Raw genomic sequence first — 15,160 nt, 5'->3', positions numbered from 1 at the left:
ATCATAAGCGGGAGCGCACTCCGCACGAAGATGGACCAATTGTTGCCACTGTCTCACAGAGAGTGCAACGGGTTCCCCGGCGGATGTTCGCCCGGCCGGGCACGGGCACAGTGTTCTGTCACGTTTTCACATGGTGATCGGTCATATGGGAGACAGATGTTCACAAGCCCTGTTTCAGGAGAACCACCGTGAAAGTGTCTGGTGAAAGGGTCGCCGAATGGGCGGGCGTGCGGCTGGGATACCGAGGCCGGGCCCGGGGTGCACTGCGCAAAGTCTTCCCGGATCACTGGTCGTTCCTGCTGGCGGAGATCTGGCTCTACAGCTTCGTCGTCCTCGTCCTCACGGGCGTGTACCTGAGCTTCTACTTCCACCCGTCGTCGGAACAGGTGGTGTACCAGGGGAGCTACGGGCCGCTGCAGGGGCAGTTGGTGTCGGAGGCGTTCGCCTCGACCATGCATCTCTCCTTCGACGTCCGCGGCGGCCTGCTCATCCGGCAGGCCCACCACTGGGCGGCGCTGATCTTCGTCGCCGCCCTGTTCCTGCACATGATGCGCGTCTTCTTCACGGGCGCCTTCCGCAAGCCGCGCGAGCTCAACTGGGTGCTCGGGTTCTCCCTGCTGGTCCTCGCCATGTTCGGCGGGCTCACCGGATACGACCTGCCGAACGACCTCCTGTCCGGCACCGGGCTCGTGGTCGTGAACGGCACGATTCTCTCCGTACCGATCGTCGGCACCTACCTGTCGATGTTCCTCTTCGGCGGGGAATTCCCGGGCGACGATCTGGTGGCCCGCTTCAACGCCATCCACGTCCTGGTCATCCCCGCCCTCATGACGGTGCTGATCGTCGCCCTCGTGGCCCTCACCCTCCGCAGACGGCCCGCCCAGTATCCCGGGCCGGGCCGCACGAACCGGAACGTCGTCGGCGTACCGGCCCAGGTGTTCCTGGTGAAATCCGCCGGGTTCTTCTTCCTGGTCTGCGGCGTGATCTTCTTCGTCGCGGCCGTCGCACAGATCAACCCCGTCTGGGAGTACGGCCCCTACCGGCCCGACCAGGTCTCGGCCGGCTCGCAGCCCGACTGGTACATGGGTGTGGCCGACGGACTGCTGCGCGTCATGCCCGGCTGGGAGATCAGCGCCTGGGGCCACACGCTGGCCCTCGACAACCTGATCCCGCTGCTGGCGGGCGTCGGCCTGTTCCTCGTGATGGGCGCGTACCCGTTCATCGAGGCGTGGGTGACCGGCGACGGCCGGGAGCAGCACCTGCTCGACCGGCCGCGCAACCGGCCGGTGCGCACCGCACTGGGTGCCGCCTGGCTGAGCGTGTACCTGGTGGCGCTGACCGGAGCGGCGAACGACCTGATCGCCCTCCGCCTCCACGTCTCGGTCAACTCCGTGACGTGGGCCGTCCGCATCGGGCTGTTCGTCGTGCCGCTCGTCGTCTACTTCGTCGCGAAACGCTGGGCCCTCGGCCTGCAGCGCCGCGACCGCGACAAGGTGCTGCACGGCCGTGAGACGGGCGTCGTCAAGCGTCTGCCGCACGGAGAGTACGTCGAGGTGCACGAACCCCTCGGCCAGGAGGAGCTGTACGCACTCACCGCGCACGAGCAGTACGCGCCGCTCGCCCCACCGGCGGCCGGCAACGGTGACGGCGGCGGTCCCACGCGCGTGCAGCAGCTGCGGGCCGGGCTCAGCCGGCGTTTCTACGGGGGCGGTTCGCAGATCCGGAAGCCGACCGAGGACGAGTACAGGGAGATCACTCACTCCTGAGGCTCGCTGCCGCGCCCGCGCGTGACGCCCCCCGGGAATGAAGAACCGGAAAAGAAGAACCGGGGTGGCCCCCGAAAACAGGGGCCACCCCGGCAGGACTGCTCAGCGCTGCTGCGCGGACCAGTCGGCGAGCCGCGTCTCGGCGAGGCTCGCGTCGGGGCCCGGCAGGAGGCTGTCCTCCTGGAGCTGGGCACCGTAGTACGGGGCCTTCGGGTCCGCCACGACCGTGCGGGGGTCGTCCTTGGCGGCGAGGGCCTTGCGGACGAGCTCGTCGAGCCGGAACGCCTCGGGACCGGCCACCTCCACCACGCCGCCCACGGGCGTGCCGACGGCCGTGCGGCCCACGGCGGCGGCCACGTCGTCGGAGTGGATGGGCTGGATCCTGACGGGCGCAAGGCGCACGGTGTCGCCCTCGGTCGCGGCGTCCGTGATGCCCTTCAGGAACTCGAAGAACTGCGTGGCGTGGACGATGGAGAACGGGATCCCGGACTCCTTGATCAGCTTTTCCTGCGCCAGCTTGGCGCGGAAGTAGCCGCTCTCCTGGAGCCGCTCGGTGCCCACCACGGAGAGCGCGACGTGGTGCTTCACACCGGCCTCCGCCTCCGCCCTGAGGAGGTTGGTGGTCGACGTGACGAAGAACTCCATCACGGCGTCGTCCGCGAACGAGGGGGAGTTCGAGACGTCGACCACGACGTCCGCGCCTTGCAGGACCTCGGCCAGTCCCTCGCCCGTCAGCGTGTTGACGCCGGTGTTCGGCGCGGCGGGGACGGCCTCGTGGCCGTGCTCGTCCAGCTTGGCGACCAGCTTCGAGCCGATCAGGCCGGTCCCGCCGATGACTACAACCTTCATGACGTGGTTCCTCTCCACTCTCTTCGTGTCTCTTCACTTGTCTTCACTCGGAATGACAGGACGGTGCCCGCACGTGTGACACGGTCCGGCGGGTCACTCCGCCAGCTTCCCGTCGGTCGAGACCTCTTCCATGAGCGCGGCGATCTCGTCCGGGACGGGGTCGATGGCCTCTTGGGTGATGCCCGTCGACGGGGACCACACGAGGTTGACCCGCAGCGCCGGGTCCATCTCCGGGTAGTCGCTGCGGTTGTGGCAGCCGCGGGTCTCCCGGCGTTCGAGCGCAGCCTCCAGCGTGGCGCGCGCCGCCAGCGCCGCGGACTTCAGGTCGAACGCGTGGGCGAGGTCCTGGAAACCGGCGATGTCGGGGTGGACGCCCACGTCCTCCATCCGCTTCTCGATCGCGTCGAGCTCCGCGAGGCCCGCGCGGAGCCCGGTCTCGTCGCGTACGACGCCCGCGTGCTCGGTCATGGTGTTGCGGATCGCGCGCTGCAGGGCCCGCACGTTCTCCGGCCCGTCCGCCGCGAGCAGCCCGTCGACCTCCGCCCGTGCCTCGGCGACCGCGGCCGCCGAGCGCGGCTGCGCGGTGAGCCCCTCGGAGTAGGCGGCGGCCGCCTGCCCCACGATGCGGCCGAAGACCAGCAGCTCGATGAGGCTGTTGCCGCCCAGCCGGTTGGCGCCGTGCAGGCCGCTGGACGCCTCGCCGATGGCGTACAGACCGCGTACGTCGGTGCTGTGGTCGTCGTGCCTGACCCAGACGCCGCCCATCGAGTAGTGGGCCGTGGGCGCGATCTCGATCGGCTCGCGGGTGATGTCCAGCATCTGAAGGTCGAGCAGCGTCTGGTAGACCCGGGGCAGCCGGTTCATGATCGTCTGCCGCGGGAGGTGGGAGACGTCCAGCCAGACGCCGCCGTTCTCGGTGCCGCGGCCTTCCTTGATCTCTGTGTAGGAGGCCAGGGCCACCCGGTCGCGGGTGGACAGTTCCATGCGCTCGGGGTCGTAGCGGTTCATGAACCGCTCGCCGAGGGCGTTGCGCAGGATGCCGCCCTCGCCCCGTGCCGCCTCGCTGACCAGCGTGCCGGCCGCGTTCTCGGGCTCGATGATGCCCGAGGGGTGGAACTGCACCAGCTCCGGGTCGCGCAGCCGGGCGCCGGCCTCCACGGCCAGCCGGAAGGAGTCGCCGGTGTTCTCGTCCCGCCGGGAGGACGTGCGCCGCCAGATGCGGGTGTGGCCGCCCGCGGCGAGGACGACGGCGTCCGCGTGGATGACGTGGCGCCGTCCGTTCGTGAGGTCGAAGCCGTAGGCGCCGAACACGGCACCGTCGTGCACCAGGAGCCGGGTGATGTAGACGCTGTCGAGCATGGGGATGCCCAGCTGCTCCGCCCGCCGGATCAGGGTGCGCTGGATCTCCAGGCCGGTGTAGTCGCCGGCGAAGGCGGTGCGCCGGAACTTGTGCGCGCCGAAGAAGCGCTGCGAGATCCGGCCGTCCTCCTCCCGGGCGAAGGCCATGCCGTAGCGCTCCAGGTCGTCGATGCCCAGCGCGGCCCCCTGGGTGACGATCTCGACGGTGCGCGGATCGGCCAGGTGGTAGCTCTCCTTGATCGTGTCGGCGGCGTGCTGCTGCCAGCTGTCCTCGGGGTCCATGGTGGCCAGGGCCGCGTTGATGCCCCCGGCGGCCAGGGACGTGTGGGCGTCCTCCTTGGGGCGCTTGCCGACGGCGAGGACGTCCACTCCGGCCTCGGCGAGCTCGATGGAGGCCCGCAGGCCGGCCCCGCCCGTGCCGATCACCAGCACCATGGTGGACAGACGTTGTTCGGTGATAGCCACGATTGCTCCGATCGCTTGGGTCGTCAGTGATTACGACCGGCCGGTCCCACGGTTTGTGACACGGCCCGGGGTCAGGACAGCAGGCTGTCGAGGGGGACCGAGGGATCGGCGAGGAGCGTGTCGTCGACGTCGGCCCGGGACTCGACCAGCGCGCGGATCGGGTCGACGACGTCCCACACGTTGACGTTCATGCCGGCGAGCACCCGGTTGCCCGACATCCAGAAGGCGATGAAACGGCGGGCGTCCCGGTCGCCGCGGAAGACGACCCGGTCGTACCCGCCCCGTTCGGTGTATCCGGTGTACTCCATGCCCAGGTCGTACTGGTCCGTGTAGAAGTACGGCAGCCGGTCGTAGACCGCGTCCTCGCCGAGCATGCTCAGGGCGGCCGTCTCCGGCTGGTTCAGGGCGTTGGCCCAGTGCTCGACGCGCACATGACGGTCCAGGAACGGGTGGTAGGCGTTGGCGACGTCACCCGCCGCGTGGATGCCGGGCGCCGAGGTCCGCAGGTGCTCGTCGGTGACGACGCCGTTGCGCACCTCCAGGCCCGCCTCCTCGGCGAGCCGCACATTGGGGGTGATGCCGACGCCCACGACCACGGCGTCCGCCTCCAGACGGGTGCCGTCGGCGAGGAGCACCCCGTCCGCGCGGTCCCCCGTGCCGGTGATGCGCTCCACCTCCGCGCCGGGGCGCAGCCGTACGCCGTGCTCCTCGTGGAGGCGGGCGAACACCTCGGCCGCCTCCCGGCCGAGCACCTTCAGCAGGGGCAGCTCCCCGTGCCCGAGCACGGTCACCTCCGCCCCGGCCGTCCGTGCGGCGGCCGCGGTCTCCAGGCCGATCCAGCCGTCGCCGACCACCACGATCCGGGCGCCCTCGGTGAAGGCGGCCCTGAGCCGTTCGCTGTCCCCGACCCGGCGCAGGTGCAGGACGTTCTCGAAGTCCGCGCCCGGCACCGCCAGCCGGCGCGGGGACGAGCCGGTGGCCAGCAGCAGCCGGCTGTAGGACATGCGGCTGCCGTCGTCCAGTTCCACCGCACCGGCCCCCGCGTCGACGGCCCGCACGCCCGTGCCGAGCAGGAGTTCCACGTCGTTGTGCGCGTACCAGTCGGCGGGGTGCACGAAGATCGAGTCCCGCTCCTCCTTGCCCAGCAGATAGCCCTTGGACAGCGGCGGCCGCACGTAGGGCCGCTCCCGCTCGTCGCCGATGACGACGAGCCGGCCGGTGTGGCCGTGCTTCCGCAGGGCCTCGGCCGCTCGGCCCGCGGCGAGGCCGCCCCCGACGATCACAAAGGTGTTGACTGATGACACGGTGTTCCTCTTCTCGGATGTCGCCTGTTGCGGGCACGTCGCCCCGATCCGTCAGACCGGGCTGCCGCGCCTCCTGTGACAGCCGCTCGTCGGGCGGGCGACGGCCCGGCGGTGTCACAACACCACGATCTCCCCGGTCTGAACTGCTGGCCGGTAGCGCCGCGCCGACGGCGAAGGAGGACAGGATGACGTACGTCATCGCCCAGCCCTGTGTCGACGTCAAGGACCGGGCCTGCGTCATGGAATGCCCGGTGGACTGCATCTACGAGGGGGAGCGGACGCTCTACATCGACCCGTCCGAATGCGTCGACTGCCACGCGTGCGAACCGGTGTGCCCGGTCGAGGCCATCTTCTACGAGGACGACCTCCCGGGGCGGTGGGCGCACTACCGGTCCGTCAACGCCGAGTACTTCCAGGCCGCCGAGGCCACCGGCGAACCGCTGGTCACCGGCGGCGACCACCGCTTCGTCGCGGGGCTGCCGCCGCAGAACCCGGAGAAGAAGGAGATCGCCGCGTTCACCATCCGCAAGGAGGAGGCCGCCGACGTCGATCTCTGGTTTCCCGACTGACCGGGCCGACGCCCACCGTCCGGCGGGTCACGGGGCCAGGCTCACCGTCGTCGGCGTTCCCTCCCAGGCCATCCTCGCGTAGGGGCACAGCGAGTCGGCCTTCTCGATGAGGGGCCCGGCGACCTCCGGCGCGACGCCGGGCCACCGGACCACCAGGTCGACGCGGAGCAGATACCCGCCGTCTCCCGGGTCCCGCCCGAAGGCGACGGTCGCCTCCACCGCGATCGTGGTCGGATCGAGTGCCTCCTGCCGCGCGATCAGACTCAGGGCCCCGTGGAAGCAGGCCGCGAAGGAGGCGGCGAAGAGCTGCTCGGGATTGGTTCCGCTCCCGTCGCCGCCGAGTTCCGCGGGCATGCGCAGGTTCAGGTCGAGGACTCCGTCGTCCGACCGTGCCCTTCCGGAGGCCCTCCCGTGGGCGGCCGTGCCGCCGCGGACGGTCACGGTCGTCGTGTAGATGGCGGAGAAGGAATCGCCGTCGAAGTCCTTGTCCGTGGACAGGTGGGGCAACCTGAAGTGTTCCGTCACTTCGTCACTCCCGTGCTCTGCAGGATTCGGTCAACCAGCAGACCGGCCGGCTGCCCTTCTTGTGACACCGGGACCCCGGGCGTCGTTCCGCCGGGGCCGCGGAGCGAGCTCAGGATGCCAGCGACTCCACGTACGGCGACAGCTTGGCCGGGTTCATCACCCACATGATCCGGTCGATGCCGTCCGCCGAGACGTCGACGGACAGCAGGGCCACGGCGTCCTCGTCCACCTGGACGAGGAGCGCCGGCCGGCCGTTGGCCTCGACCCGGCGGACCCGCGACTGCGGCCAGAACCGGGGTGCGAACGCCGCCAGGTACTTGGCGACCCTCGACCGTCCGACGACCGGGATCCTGGACGCGCCGCGTACCCCTCCGCCGTCGGCGTAGCTGACGACGTCCGCGGCGAGGACGTCCTCCAGCGCCCTGAGGTCGCCGGTCTGCGCCGCGGTGAGGAACACTTCCAGCAGCCGCTGGTGCTCGGACCGGCTGACCCGCTCGCCGCGCTCGGCGGCCAGATGCTTGCGGGCCCTGCTCACCAGCTGGCGCGTGTTGGCCTGGCTCGTCTCCAGGATCTCGGCGATCTGCCCGTAGGGGTAGTCGAACGCCTCCCGCAGGACGTAGGCGGCCCGCTCCACGGGATTCAGTTTCTCCAGCAGTTGGAGCACGGCCAGCTCGACCGCCTCCGCCCGTTCCGCCCCCAGCTGCGGGTCCATGCTGGTGTCGACCGGTTCGGGAAGCCAGGGGCCGACGTACGCCTCCCGCCGGACCCGGGCGGACTGGGCCGTGTTGATCGCCAGCCGGGTGGTCATGGTGGCCAGGAACGCCGCCGGTTCCACCACCTTGGCGCGGTCGGCGTTCTGCCACCGCACCCAGGCCTCCTGGAGGGTGTCCTCGGCCTCCACCGTGCTGCCCAGCACGCGGTAGGCGATGCCGAAGAGCTGCGGACGCGCCGCGACGAAGTCCTTCGTCGCCTTGTCGAGCGAATCGACGTCGTCCCCAGCGCGCATGGTGCCCCTTCCGGCCCGCAGGCCACCCATGCTACAACCGGCACACGGGCCACGCGTGGGCAGCCCGGACGTGCTCCTGCCGTGCCCGTGTGCCTGCCCGTGTGCCGTGCCTGCGTGCCGTGCGGCACACGGTGTCACTCGGGTCGCGCGGGCCGCCCGAGGGACAGGGCGAGGACCGCCGGGTCCGCCCGGGAGGGCAGCGGGACGAACCCGTGCCCGGCGAGGTCGCCGAGCAGCTCGGCGCGCGCGGCCGGCCACATCCAGAACGTCTCCGCGTGCTCCCTCAGCAGCCCCTCCGACCCCCGCACCCAGTAGTGACACCGGGTGCGGACGCGGCCCTCGACCGCCGACATCACCATGTGCCCGCCGTACGTGTGCTCCCCGATCCGCTGCGGCGCGAAGAGGCGCACGACATCGGTGTCCGGAAGGCGCGGGGGCGGGAGCTGGAGGACGAGCGAACCACCGGGAACGAGCGCACCGGCGAGCGCCGGCCACAGCGTTCGCCGCGCGTCGGGCGCGAGACAGGCCACGGTGTTGTGACAGACCGCCACGTCCGCCACCTCCCGCAGACCCGTCTCCTCAAGAGTGTGCGGGTGCACCGTGACACGCTGCCTCAGCGCCCGTGGCAGTGCGGCCAGCCGCGTCATCAACGGCGCGCGCATGGCCCGCGCGGGCTCCACGGCGTGCACCCCGGCCCGGGACTCGCGCAGGCTCAGCTCCGTGACCCGCCCGGTCCCGGCGCCGATGTCGAGCACTCCGACGCGTGCGGCCGCCACGTCCCGGCCGTAGAGGTGCCGGACGCGTGCCGCGTCCTGTTCGGCCTGGAGCACGTCGTAGAACTCCGCGGTGACCGCGTAGTCGTCGTGCAGCGGCCCGACGGCGGGTGCTCCGGGGATGACGGAGTGCATGTCCAGCCAGACCGAACGCGGGCCGCACCTGTGACACGGCGCGGGAGACGGCCACCGGCCGCCGGGTGTCACACCCGGCCCTGTCGTCCGGTCGTAAGGACACGTCGTACAACCAACGGAGCGGAGGTTGGTCCGTGAGCACTGTCGCGTTCCTCAACATCGGCATGCACGGGCACGTCAATCCGACCCTGCCGGTCGTGTCCGAACTCGTCGGGCGTGGTCACACGGTCACCTACCACACGTGGCCGGCCTTCCGCGCGATGATCGAGGGCACCGGTGCCGATGTGCACCTCTATCCCGGCGGCGCACCACCGCTGCCCGACCCGGTGACCCCACTGACGCTGCTGGAGGCGCTGGCCGGCACCGCCGTGCGCCTGCTGCCCGCCGTGCTCGACGACCTCCGCCGGATCGGCCCGGACCTGATCGTCCACGACAACGCCTGTCCCTGGGGTGCGGTCGCCGCGCGGGAGCTCGGGGTGCCAGCCGCCTCGTCGTTCACGACGTTCGCCTACAACCGGCACGTCCCCAGCCCCACCGGCGCCTCGTGGGAGCTGCTGAGCGCGGCCACGGCCAGGCCCCGCAGCCTCCGGGGATACGTGCGCTCGCGCCGTGAACTGCACCGGCGTTTCGACACCCACGACGTGCCCCTGGTCGACCTGTCGGGCATCCGGCAGCCGCTCAACCTGGTGTACACCTCGCGGGCGTTCCAGCCCGACGCCGAGGACTTCGACGCCTCCTACCGGTTCGTCGGCCCCAGCATCGGCGCCCGCCCGCACGACGCGTCCTTCCCGGCCGACCGGTTGCGGGACCCCGTGCTGTACGCCTCCCTGGGCACGGTGTTCGACGCGGCCCCCGAGCTGCTGCGCCGCTTCGCCACCGGGCTCGCCCCGCTGGCCGGCACGGTCGTCCTGTCCACCGGGAAGACCGACCCCGCCGACCTGGAACCGCTGCCGGGCAACGTGATCGCCCGCCCCTTCGTTCCGCAGACACAGGTCATGGAGCGCGCGGCGCTGCTCGTCACCCACGGAGGGATGAACAGTGTGAACGAGGCCATGTACGCCGGTGTCCCCATGCTGGTGATCCCCCAGGGCGCCGACCAGCCGCTGGTGGCCGGACGCGTCGCCGAGCTCGGCGTCGGTCTGTCGATGCACACCGAGGACGTCACCGAGGAGTCCGTACGGAGCCTCGCGCGACGCCTGCTGGAGGAGCCCGGGTTCCGGGAGGCCTCCGACGCCATGCGGGACGCCCAGCGCGAGGCGGGCGGGTACCGCCGGGCCGCCGACGAACTGGAACGGTACCTGCGCCCGGCCGCGCCCGCCCGGCCGGGCGGCGGCCCGGCACCGCGGGGGTGACGGCCGTGTCCTTCGCCGTCGCCGCACTCCTCCTGCTCGCCGGGCTGTCGGAGGCGGCCGGACGCATCATGCCGCTCCTGGTGCGCCGGCCCGGCGTGGCGCGCAGAAGCGTCGTCGGCCTGATGCTGACCGGCGCCCTCGTCGAGGGCGCCGTGTTCGCGCTGTGGCCGCTGACCGCGCTGACCCTCGCGGAGTTCCTGCTGTCCGCTCCGCCGCCGGGCGGCGATCCGGTGTGGACCCCCGGCCTGGTCGCCCCGCTGACGCTCGCCGCCGTGCTCGCGTTCCCCCTGCTCGGCCCGCTGCTCCACCTGCTGCTCTGCGTCGGGGTCGGGGCCGGACTGACCGGACCGCTGGCGGAGGCGACCGGACTGGGCTGGTGGACCGCCGCCGGCTGCGTGGCCGCGGCCGGGGTGGCGCTCGGACTCGCCGTGGAGGGCGTCCGGCGACTCGTCGTACGGATCAGCGCGACCGCCACCCCGGAGGTGACGGCATGAACGACTTCCTGTTCTGGGCCGCGGCCGTCGGCCCGGCCCTGCTCGCCGAGGGCCTGCTGGCCCGCTACGAGGTCCTGGCCTACGGGGCCGGCTGGCGCAGACCCGTCACCGCCCTCCCGCAGGGCGTCCCCTACGCCCGGGGCGCCGCCCCCGACGCTCCGCCGGAGGCCTACCTGGTCTACCTGGACGGCATCGGCAAGCGCCGGGTCCGCGACAGCCGCGACGGCGGCCAACTGGTGAAGGCGGTGCTCGCCTCGGCCCCGGAACTGCGGGTGCTGGGACAGGTGCAGCCCTACTCGCCGCTCGCCGACCCGCTCGCCGACCGTCCGGTGTGGGCGTGGCTGCGCCGCCGCGTCGGACTGCTGCTGTTCCTGCACAACGTCATGCAGATCTTCGTCGCCGCGGACCGCCGCTACCGGCCCCTGTACAACCGGGCCGTCGGCTCCCAGATCGCCGACCAGCTCCAACTGGCCGGCTACCGGCCGGGCAGCGGCATCCCCGTGGTGCTGCTCAGCTACAGCGGCGGCGCCCAGGTCGCCACCGGCGCGGTCGGCGAACTGCGCGCACGGCTGGACGCACCGCTCCTGCTCATCATGTTCGGCGGGTTCCACAACGGAGCCAACGACCTCACCCGGGTCACGCACGTACACCGGTTGACCAGTGCGAACGACCGGGTCGAGCGGGTCGGGACGTGGTTGTTCCCCCAGCGCTGGCCGCTGCTGCGCCACAGCGCGTGGAACCGGGCCGTGCGCGCCGGGAAGATCACCGTTCACCGGCTCGACCCGGCCACCCACGTCGGCCCGCGCAGCTACATCAGCCCGGACGCCCTGCTGCCCGACGGCCGCAGCCACCTCGACCGCACCACCGACACCGTCGTCGGGCTCGTCCGCGCCCAGCGCGCCGCCACCGAGGCGGCCAGGGACGGGACGTCCTGACGGACATCCCGACCGGACATCCCGACCGGACACCACGGGCGGTGCGGGGCGACCCTCTTCGGTCGCCCTGCACCGCCCGTGGTGTCCCACCCGGCCCGGTTCAGCCCTGCGGGCCGTACTGCTCGCGGGCCCGCGCGGCCGTCTCCGGAGCGACCTCGCCCGCCCGGGCGAGCTGCTCCAGTGCGGCCACCACGATCGATTCGGCGTCCACCCGGAAGTAGCGGCGCACCGCGTCCCGGGTGTCCGACAGTCCGAAGCCGTCCGTCCCGAGGGACGAGTAGTCCTGCTCGACCCACTGGCTGATCTGGTCCGGCACCTGACGCATCCAGTCGCTGACCGCCAGCACCGGCCCGGGCGCCCCCGACAGCGCGCTCGTCACATGGGGGGTGCGCTCCTCGCCGTTCAGCCGTGCCCGGTCGGCGCAGAGCGCGTCGCGGCGCAGTTCCGTCCAGGACGTCACCGACCAGACGTCGGCGTGCACGTTCCACCGAGACCGCAGGATCTCCTCGGCCTCGAGCGCCCAGTGGATGGCCGTTCCGGAGGCCAGCAGCTGGATCCGAGGGCCGGGGCCGGGGGACTGGGCCGGCCGGAAGCGGTAGATGCCCCGGACGATCCCCTCCTCCACGGCCGCCCCGGCAGGCATGGGGGGCTGCCGTTTCGGCTCGTTGTACACCGTCAGGTAGTAGAAGACGTTCTCGGGCCGCTCGCCGAACATGCGCCGCAGCCCGTCCCTGACGATCACCGCGATCTCGAAGGCGAACGCGGGGTCGTAGCAGATCGCCGCCGGGTTGGTCGAGGCCAGCAGGTGGGAGTGGCCGTCGGCGTGCTGCAGGCCCTCGCCGGTCATCGTCGTACGGCCGGCCGTCGCCCCGACGACGAACCCGCGCCCCATCTGGTCGGCGAGCGCCCAGAACTGGTCGCCGGTGCGCTGGAAGCCGAACATGGCGTAGAAGATGTAGAAGGGGATCATGGGTTCGCCGTGGGTGGCGTACGAGGTCGCCGCCGCGGTGAACTCGGCCATGGAACCGGCCTCGGTGATGCCCTCGATGACGAGCTGGCCGTTCTTGGCCTCCCGGTAGTAGAGCAGTTGGTCCGCGTCGACGGGCTCGTAGGTCTGGCCGTCCGGCGAGTAGATCCCGGCCGTCGGGAACAGGGACTCCATGCCGAAGGTGCGGGCCTCGTCGGGCACGATCGGCACCCAGCGCTGTCCCGTCTCCTTGCCCTTCATCAGGTCCCTGACCAGGCGGATCAGAGCCATCGTGGTGGCCACCTCCTGGTTGCCGAAACCCTTCTGCAGGGCCTCGAACGGCCGGGCCGGCGGCTGGTCGAGCGGCTTGGGCACCACCCGGCGGACGGGGGCGGGGCCGCCCAGCTCGGCACGGCGCTCACGCAGGTAGCGCACCTCCGGGGAGTTCTCGCCGGGATGCCAGTAGGGCACCAGGTCGCCGTTCAACGCGCTGTCGGGGATGGGAAGTTCCAGAAGGTCGCGCATCTGCCGGAACTGGTCCATGGTGAGCTTCTTCATCTGGTGGTTGGCGTTGCGCGACTGGAACCCCGTCCCCAGCGTGTGCCCCTTCACCGTCTGGGCCAGCACGACGGTGGGCGCCCCCCGGTGCTCGACCGCGGCCCGGTAGGCGGCGTACACCTTGAGCGGCTCGTGTCCGCCGCGCGAGTTCTCGAACAGTTCGGTCACCTGCGCGTCGCTCAGCCCGGCGGCGACACCGGAGAGCGCGTCGCCGGTGAAGAAGTCCTTGCGGACGTACGCGGCGTCGCGCGCGGCGTACGTCTGCATCTGGGCGTCGGGCACCTCACCGAGGCGGCGGACGAGGGCACCGGTGGTGTCGTGCCCGATCAGCGGGTCCCACGCCTCGCCCCACAGGGTCTTCACCACGTTCCAGCCCGCTCCCCGGAACCGCGCCTCCAGCTCCTGCACGATCTTCGAGTTCGACCGAACGGGACCGTCCAGGCGCTGGAGGTTGCAGTTCACGACGAAGGTGAGGTTGTCGAGCCGTTCCCGGGCGGCCAGCGACAGCGCGGCCGTCGACTCGGGCTCGTCCGTCTCCCCGTCGCCGAGGAAGGCCCACACCCGCGACCCCGAGGTGTCCTTGATGCCACGGGCGTGCAGGTAGCGGTTGAAGCGGGCCTGGTAGACGGCGGCGAGCGGGCCGAGCCCCATGGAGACGGTCGGGAACTCCCACAGCCACGGCAGCCGCCGCGGGTGCGGGTAGGACGGCAGACCGTGACCGTCCGCCTCGCGCCGGAAGGCGTCCAACTGCTCCTCGGACAGGCGTCCTTCGAGGAACACGCGGGCGTAGATCCCCGGCGACGCGTGCCCTTGGACGAACAGCTGGTCGCCGGAGCCGTCCCCGTCCTTGCCCTTGAAGAAGTGGTTGAACCCGATCTCGTAGAGCCAGGCCGCCGACGCGTACGTGGCGATGTGGCCGCCGAGTCCCAGACGGGAGCCGCGCGTCACCATGGCTGCCGCGTTCCAGCGGTTCAGGGCGGTGATCCTTGCCTCCATGCCGAGGTCGCCGTCGAAGGGCGGCTGGGACGACGCCGGAATCGTGTTGATGTAGTCCGTGGACAGCAGCCCGGGCAGGCGCACCCCGGAGCGTGCCGCGTACTCGTGGACCCGCCGGAGCAGGTAGCCCGCCCGGTCGGGTCCCGCGTTGCGCACGACGGCCTCGAGCGATGCCTGCCATTCGGCGGTCTCCTCGAAGTCGCGGTCGGGCAGCTGGTCGAGCTCACTCATGACGGCCTTCCTGCCATGTCGTAGGGAGTGGGGGAGGGATTCACCGCTGGGCGAGCCACTGGTGGAGGGTGGTGCGGCCCAGGTGCGCGTCCGCCCCGGGGAGCAGCGCCTGCTCGCCCGGCACCGCCCCGAAGAAGGGGGCGTTCGGGTCGGTGACCACACCGCGCGGATCACCGTGCGCCGCCTGGACCTTCGCGGTGAGTTCGTCCAGCCGGAACTGCTCGGGTCCGGCTACCTCGAGGACGCCGAACAGGGGTATTCCGACGGCGGCGTGGGCGACCGCGGCGGCGACGTCGTCCGTCGACACCGGTCGCACCAGCGCGGGTGCCACATGCACGCCGTCCGCGTGCACGGCCGAACGCGACAGCGCGTCCACGGACTCGTAGAACGGCGTGGCACGCACGACGGAGTGCGGGATCGGCGAGCGCCGCACCCGCTGCTCCTGGAGGGCCTTCGCACGGAAGTAGCCGCCCGGTACGCGGTCGGCGCCCACCACGGACAGCGCCAGGTAGTGTTCGGCGCCCGCCGCGGCGGCGGCCCGCAGGAGATTGCCGGTCGCGGTGTCGAAGAAGTCGACGCTCGCCCGCTCGGCGCGGGACGACGCGTCGGTGACGTCCACGACCACCTCGACGCCGCGCAGCGCCTCGGCGAGCCCTTCCCCGGTCGTGACGTCGACCCCTGTGGCGCGTGACACGGGAACGGCTTCCACACCGTGGTCCCGGAGCCTGACGACGGTCCGGGAGCCGATCAGCCCGGTGGCTCCTGCAACAACGACTCTCATTTCGGGTCTCCTCCCGTCGGGGGCCGGTGACCCCGCTGGTGCGTTTGTGGCGGAGAAGGTGGAATCAGCCGCTCACCACAGGTACGACCGCGCTC

The 15,160-nt window shown here is 71.6% G+C and carries 13 protein-coding genes; 5 read left to right on the top strand and 8 right to left on the bottom strand.

Translation table 11 applies throughout. The features are described 5' to 3' along the window. Window positions 1–188: 188 nt before the first annotated feature. The gene (gene qcrB / locus ACZ7MF_RS17130) at window positions 189–1,766 is read left to right on the top strand and encodes a cytochrome bc1 complex cytochrome b subunit (RefSeq protein WP_471477613.1); all 1,578 of its coding nucleotides are present in this window, start codon (window positions 189–191) and stop codon (window positions 1,764–1,766) included. 102 nt (window positions 1,767–1,868) lie between these two features. Here qcrB and ACZ7MF_RS17125 read toward each other — a convergent pair whose 3' ends face one another. From ACZ7MF_RS17125 to ACZ7MF_RS17115, 3 genes are all read right to left on the bottom strand, one after another. Further along, entirely contained in the window at window positions 1,869–2,615 is a 747-nt protein-coding gene (locus tag ACZ7MF_RS17125; RefSeq protein WP_471477612.1) for an SDR family oxidoreductase, read from the bottom strand. Between the two features lie 93 nt (window positions 2,616–2,708). Beyond that, a complete protein-coding gene (locus tag ACZ7MF_RS17120) occupies window positions 2,709–4,409 on the bottom strand; it encodes an L-aspartate oxidase (protein ID WP_471478863.1) in 1,701 nt (566 codons plus the stop codon). 101 nt (window positions 4,410–4,510) lie between these two features. Continuing rightward, entirely contained in the window at window positions 4,511–5,743 is a 1,233-nt protein-coding gene (locus ACZ7MF_RS17115) for an NAD(P)/FAD-dependent oxidoreductase (protein ID WP_471477611.1), read from the bottom strand. Between the two features lie 185 nt (window positions 5,744–5,928). On the opposite strand from ACZ7MF_RS17115, the gene fdxA reads away from it, so the two are divergent. Continuing rightward, complete coding sequence (gene fdxA / locus ACZ7MF_RS17110; protein ID WP_471477610.1) at window positions 5,929–6,312, top strand: ferredoxin; 384 nt, start codon at window positions 5,929–5,931, stop codon at window positions 6,310–6,312. A 27-nt stretch (window positions 6,313–6,339) separates the two neighbouring features. On the opposite strand, the gene ACZ7MF_RS17105 is transcribed toward fdxA, so the two are convergent. The 3 genes from ACZ7MF_RS17105 to ACZ7MF_RS17095 form a co-directional block, all read right to left on the bottom strand. Further along, window positions 6,340–6,837 carry an Ohr family peroxiredoxin gene (locus tag ACZ7MF_RS17105; protein WP_471477609.1) on the bottom strand — a complete coding sequence of 166 codons (498 nt, stop codon included), beginning with the start codon at window positions 6,835–6,837 and terminating at the stop codon, window positions 6,340–6,342. Window positions 6,838–6,946: 109 nt separating this feature from the next. Beyond that, the gene (locus ACZ7MF_RS17100; RefSeq protein WP_471477608.1) at window positions 6,947–7,843 is read right to left on the bottom strand and encodes an RNA polymerase sigma-70 factor; all 897 of its coding nucleotides are present in this window, start codon (window positions 7,841–7,843) and stop codon (window positions 6,947–6,949) included. A gap of 134 nt (window positions 7,844–7,977) precedes the next feature. After that, window positions 7,978–8,751: a class I SAM-dependent methyltransferase gene (locus ACZ7MF_RS17095; RefSeq protein ID WP_471477607.1), complete on the bottom strand. Its 774-nt coding sequence runs from the start codon at window positions 8,749–8,751 to the stop codon at window positions 7,978–7,980. 134 nt (window positions 8,752–8,885) lie between these two features. Between ACZ7MF_RS17095 and ACZ7MF_RS17090 the strand changes: the two genes are divergently transcribed. Genes ACZ7MF_RS17090 through ACZ7MF_RS17080 form a run of 3 tightly spaced genes read left to right on the top strand, consistent with a single transcriptional unit; the run spans window position 8,886 to window position 11,532 of the window. Next, on the top strand, window positions 8,886–10,103 hold the full coding sequence (locus ACZ7MF_RS17090; RefSeq protein ID WP_471477606.1) for a macrolide family glycosyltransferase: 1,218 nt from the start codon (window positions 8,886–8,888) through the stop codon (window positions 10,101–10,103). A gap of 5 nt (window positions 10,104–10,108) precedes the next feature. Then, a complete protein-coding gene (locus ACZ7MF_RS17085; RefSeq protein WP_471477605.1) occupies window positions 10,109–10,597 on the top strand; it encodes a hypothetical protein in 489 nt (162 codons plus the stop codon). Next, window positions 10,594–11,532, top strand: coding sequence for a hypothetical protein (locus tag ACZ7MF_RS17080; RefSeq protein ID WP_471477604.1), 939 nt, complete (start codon window positions 10,594–10,596; stop codon window positions 11,530–11,532). The genes ACZ7MF_RS17085 and ACZ7MF_RS17080 overlap by 4 nt, the downstream gene beginning before the upstream one ends. 100 nt (window positions 11,533–11,632) lie before the next feature. Here ACZ7MF_RS17080 and aceE read toward each other — a convergent pair whose 3' ends face one another. Together aceE and ACZ7MF_RS17070 are read right to left on the bottom strand one after the other, a co-directional pair. After that, window positions 11,633–14,284 carry a pyruvate dehydrogenase (acetyl-transferring), homodimeric type gene (gene aceE / locus ACZ7MF_RS17075; protein WP_471477603.1) on the bottom strand — a complete coding sequence of 884 codons (2,652 nt, stop codon included), beginning with the start codon at window positions 14,282–14,284 and terminating at the stop codon, window positions 11,633–11,635. Window positions 14,285–14,324: 40 nt separating this feature from the next. Then, window positions 14,325–15,065 (bottom strand): SDR family oxidoreductase, encoded by a 741-nt coding sequence (locus ACZ7MF_RS17070; RefSeq protein WP_471477602.1) that lies wholly within the window; start codon window positions 15,063–15,065, stop codon window positions 14,325–14,327. Window positions 15,066–15,160: the final 95 nt, after the last annotated feature.

The sequence above is a fragment of the Streptomyces sp. NPDC111628 genome, from assembly GCF_055635195.1.
This window is presented reverse-complemented; position numbering and strand designations above follow the sequence as displayed.

Excerpts from the sequence above, each read along its gene's own strand:
- ACZ7MF_RS17125 (WP_471477612.1), bottom strand. The coding sequence starts at position 2,615 with ATGAAGGTTGTAGTCATCGGCGGGACCGGCCTGATCGGCTCGAAGCTG.
- ACZ7MF_RS17120 (WP_471478863.1), bottom strand. The coding sequence starts at position 4,409 with ATGGTGCTGGTGATCGGCACGGGCGGGGCCGGCCTGCGGGCCTCCATC.
- fdxA (WP_471477610.1), top strand. The coding sequence starts at position 5,929 with ATGACGTACGTCATCGCCCAGCCCTGTGTCGACGTCAAGGACCGGGCC.
- ACZ7MF_RS17100 (WP_471477608.1), bottom strand. The coding sequence starts at position 7,843 with ATGCGCGCTGGGGACGACGTCGATTCGCTCGACAAGGCGACGAAGGAC.
- ACZ7MF_RS17095 (WP_471477607.1), bottom strand. The coding sequence starts at position 8,751 with ATGCACTCCGTCATCCCCGGAGCACCCGCCGTCGGGCCGCTGCACGAC.
- ACZ7MF_RS17080 (WP_471477604.1), top strand. The coding sequence starts at position 10,594 with ATGAACGACTTCCTGTTCTGGGCCGCGGCCGTCGGCCCGGCCCTGCTC.
- aceE (WP_471477603.1), bottom strand. The coding sequence starts at position 14,284 with ATGAGTGAGCTCGACCAGCTGCCCGACCGCGACTTCGAGGAGACCGCC.
- ACZ7MF_RS17070 (WP_471477602.1), bottom strand. The coding sequence starts at position 15,065 with ATGAGAGTCGTTGTTGCAGGAGCCACCGGGCTGATCGGCTCCCGGACC.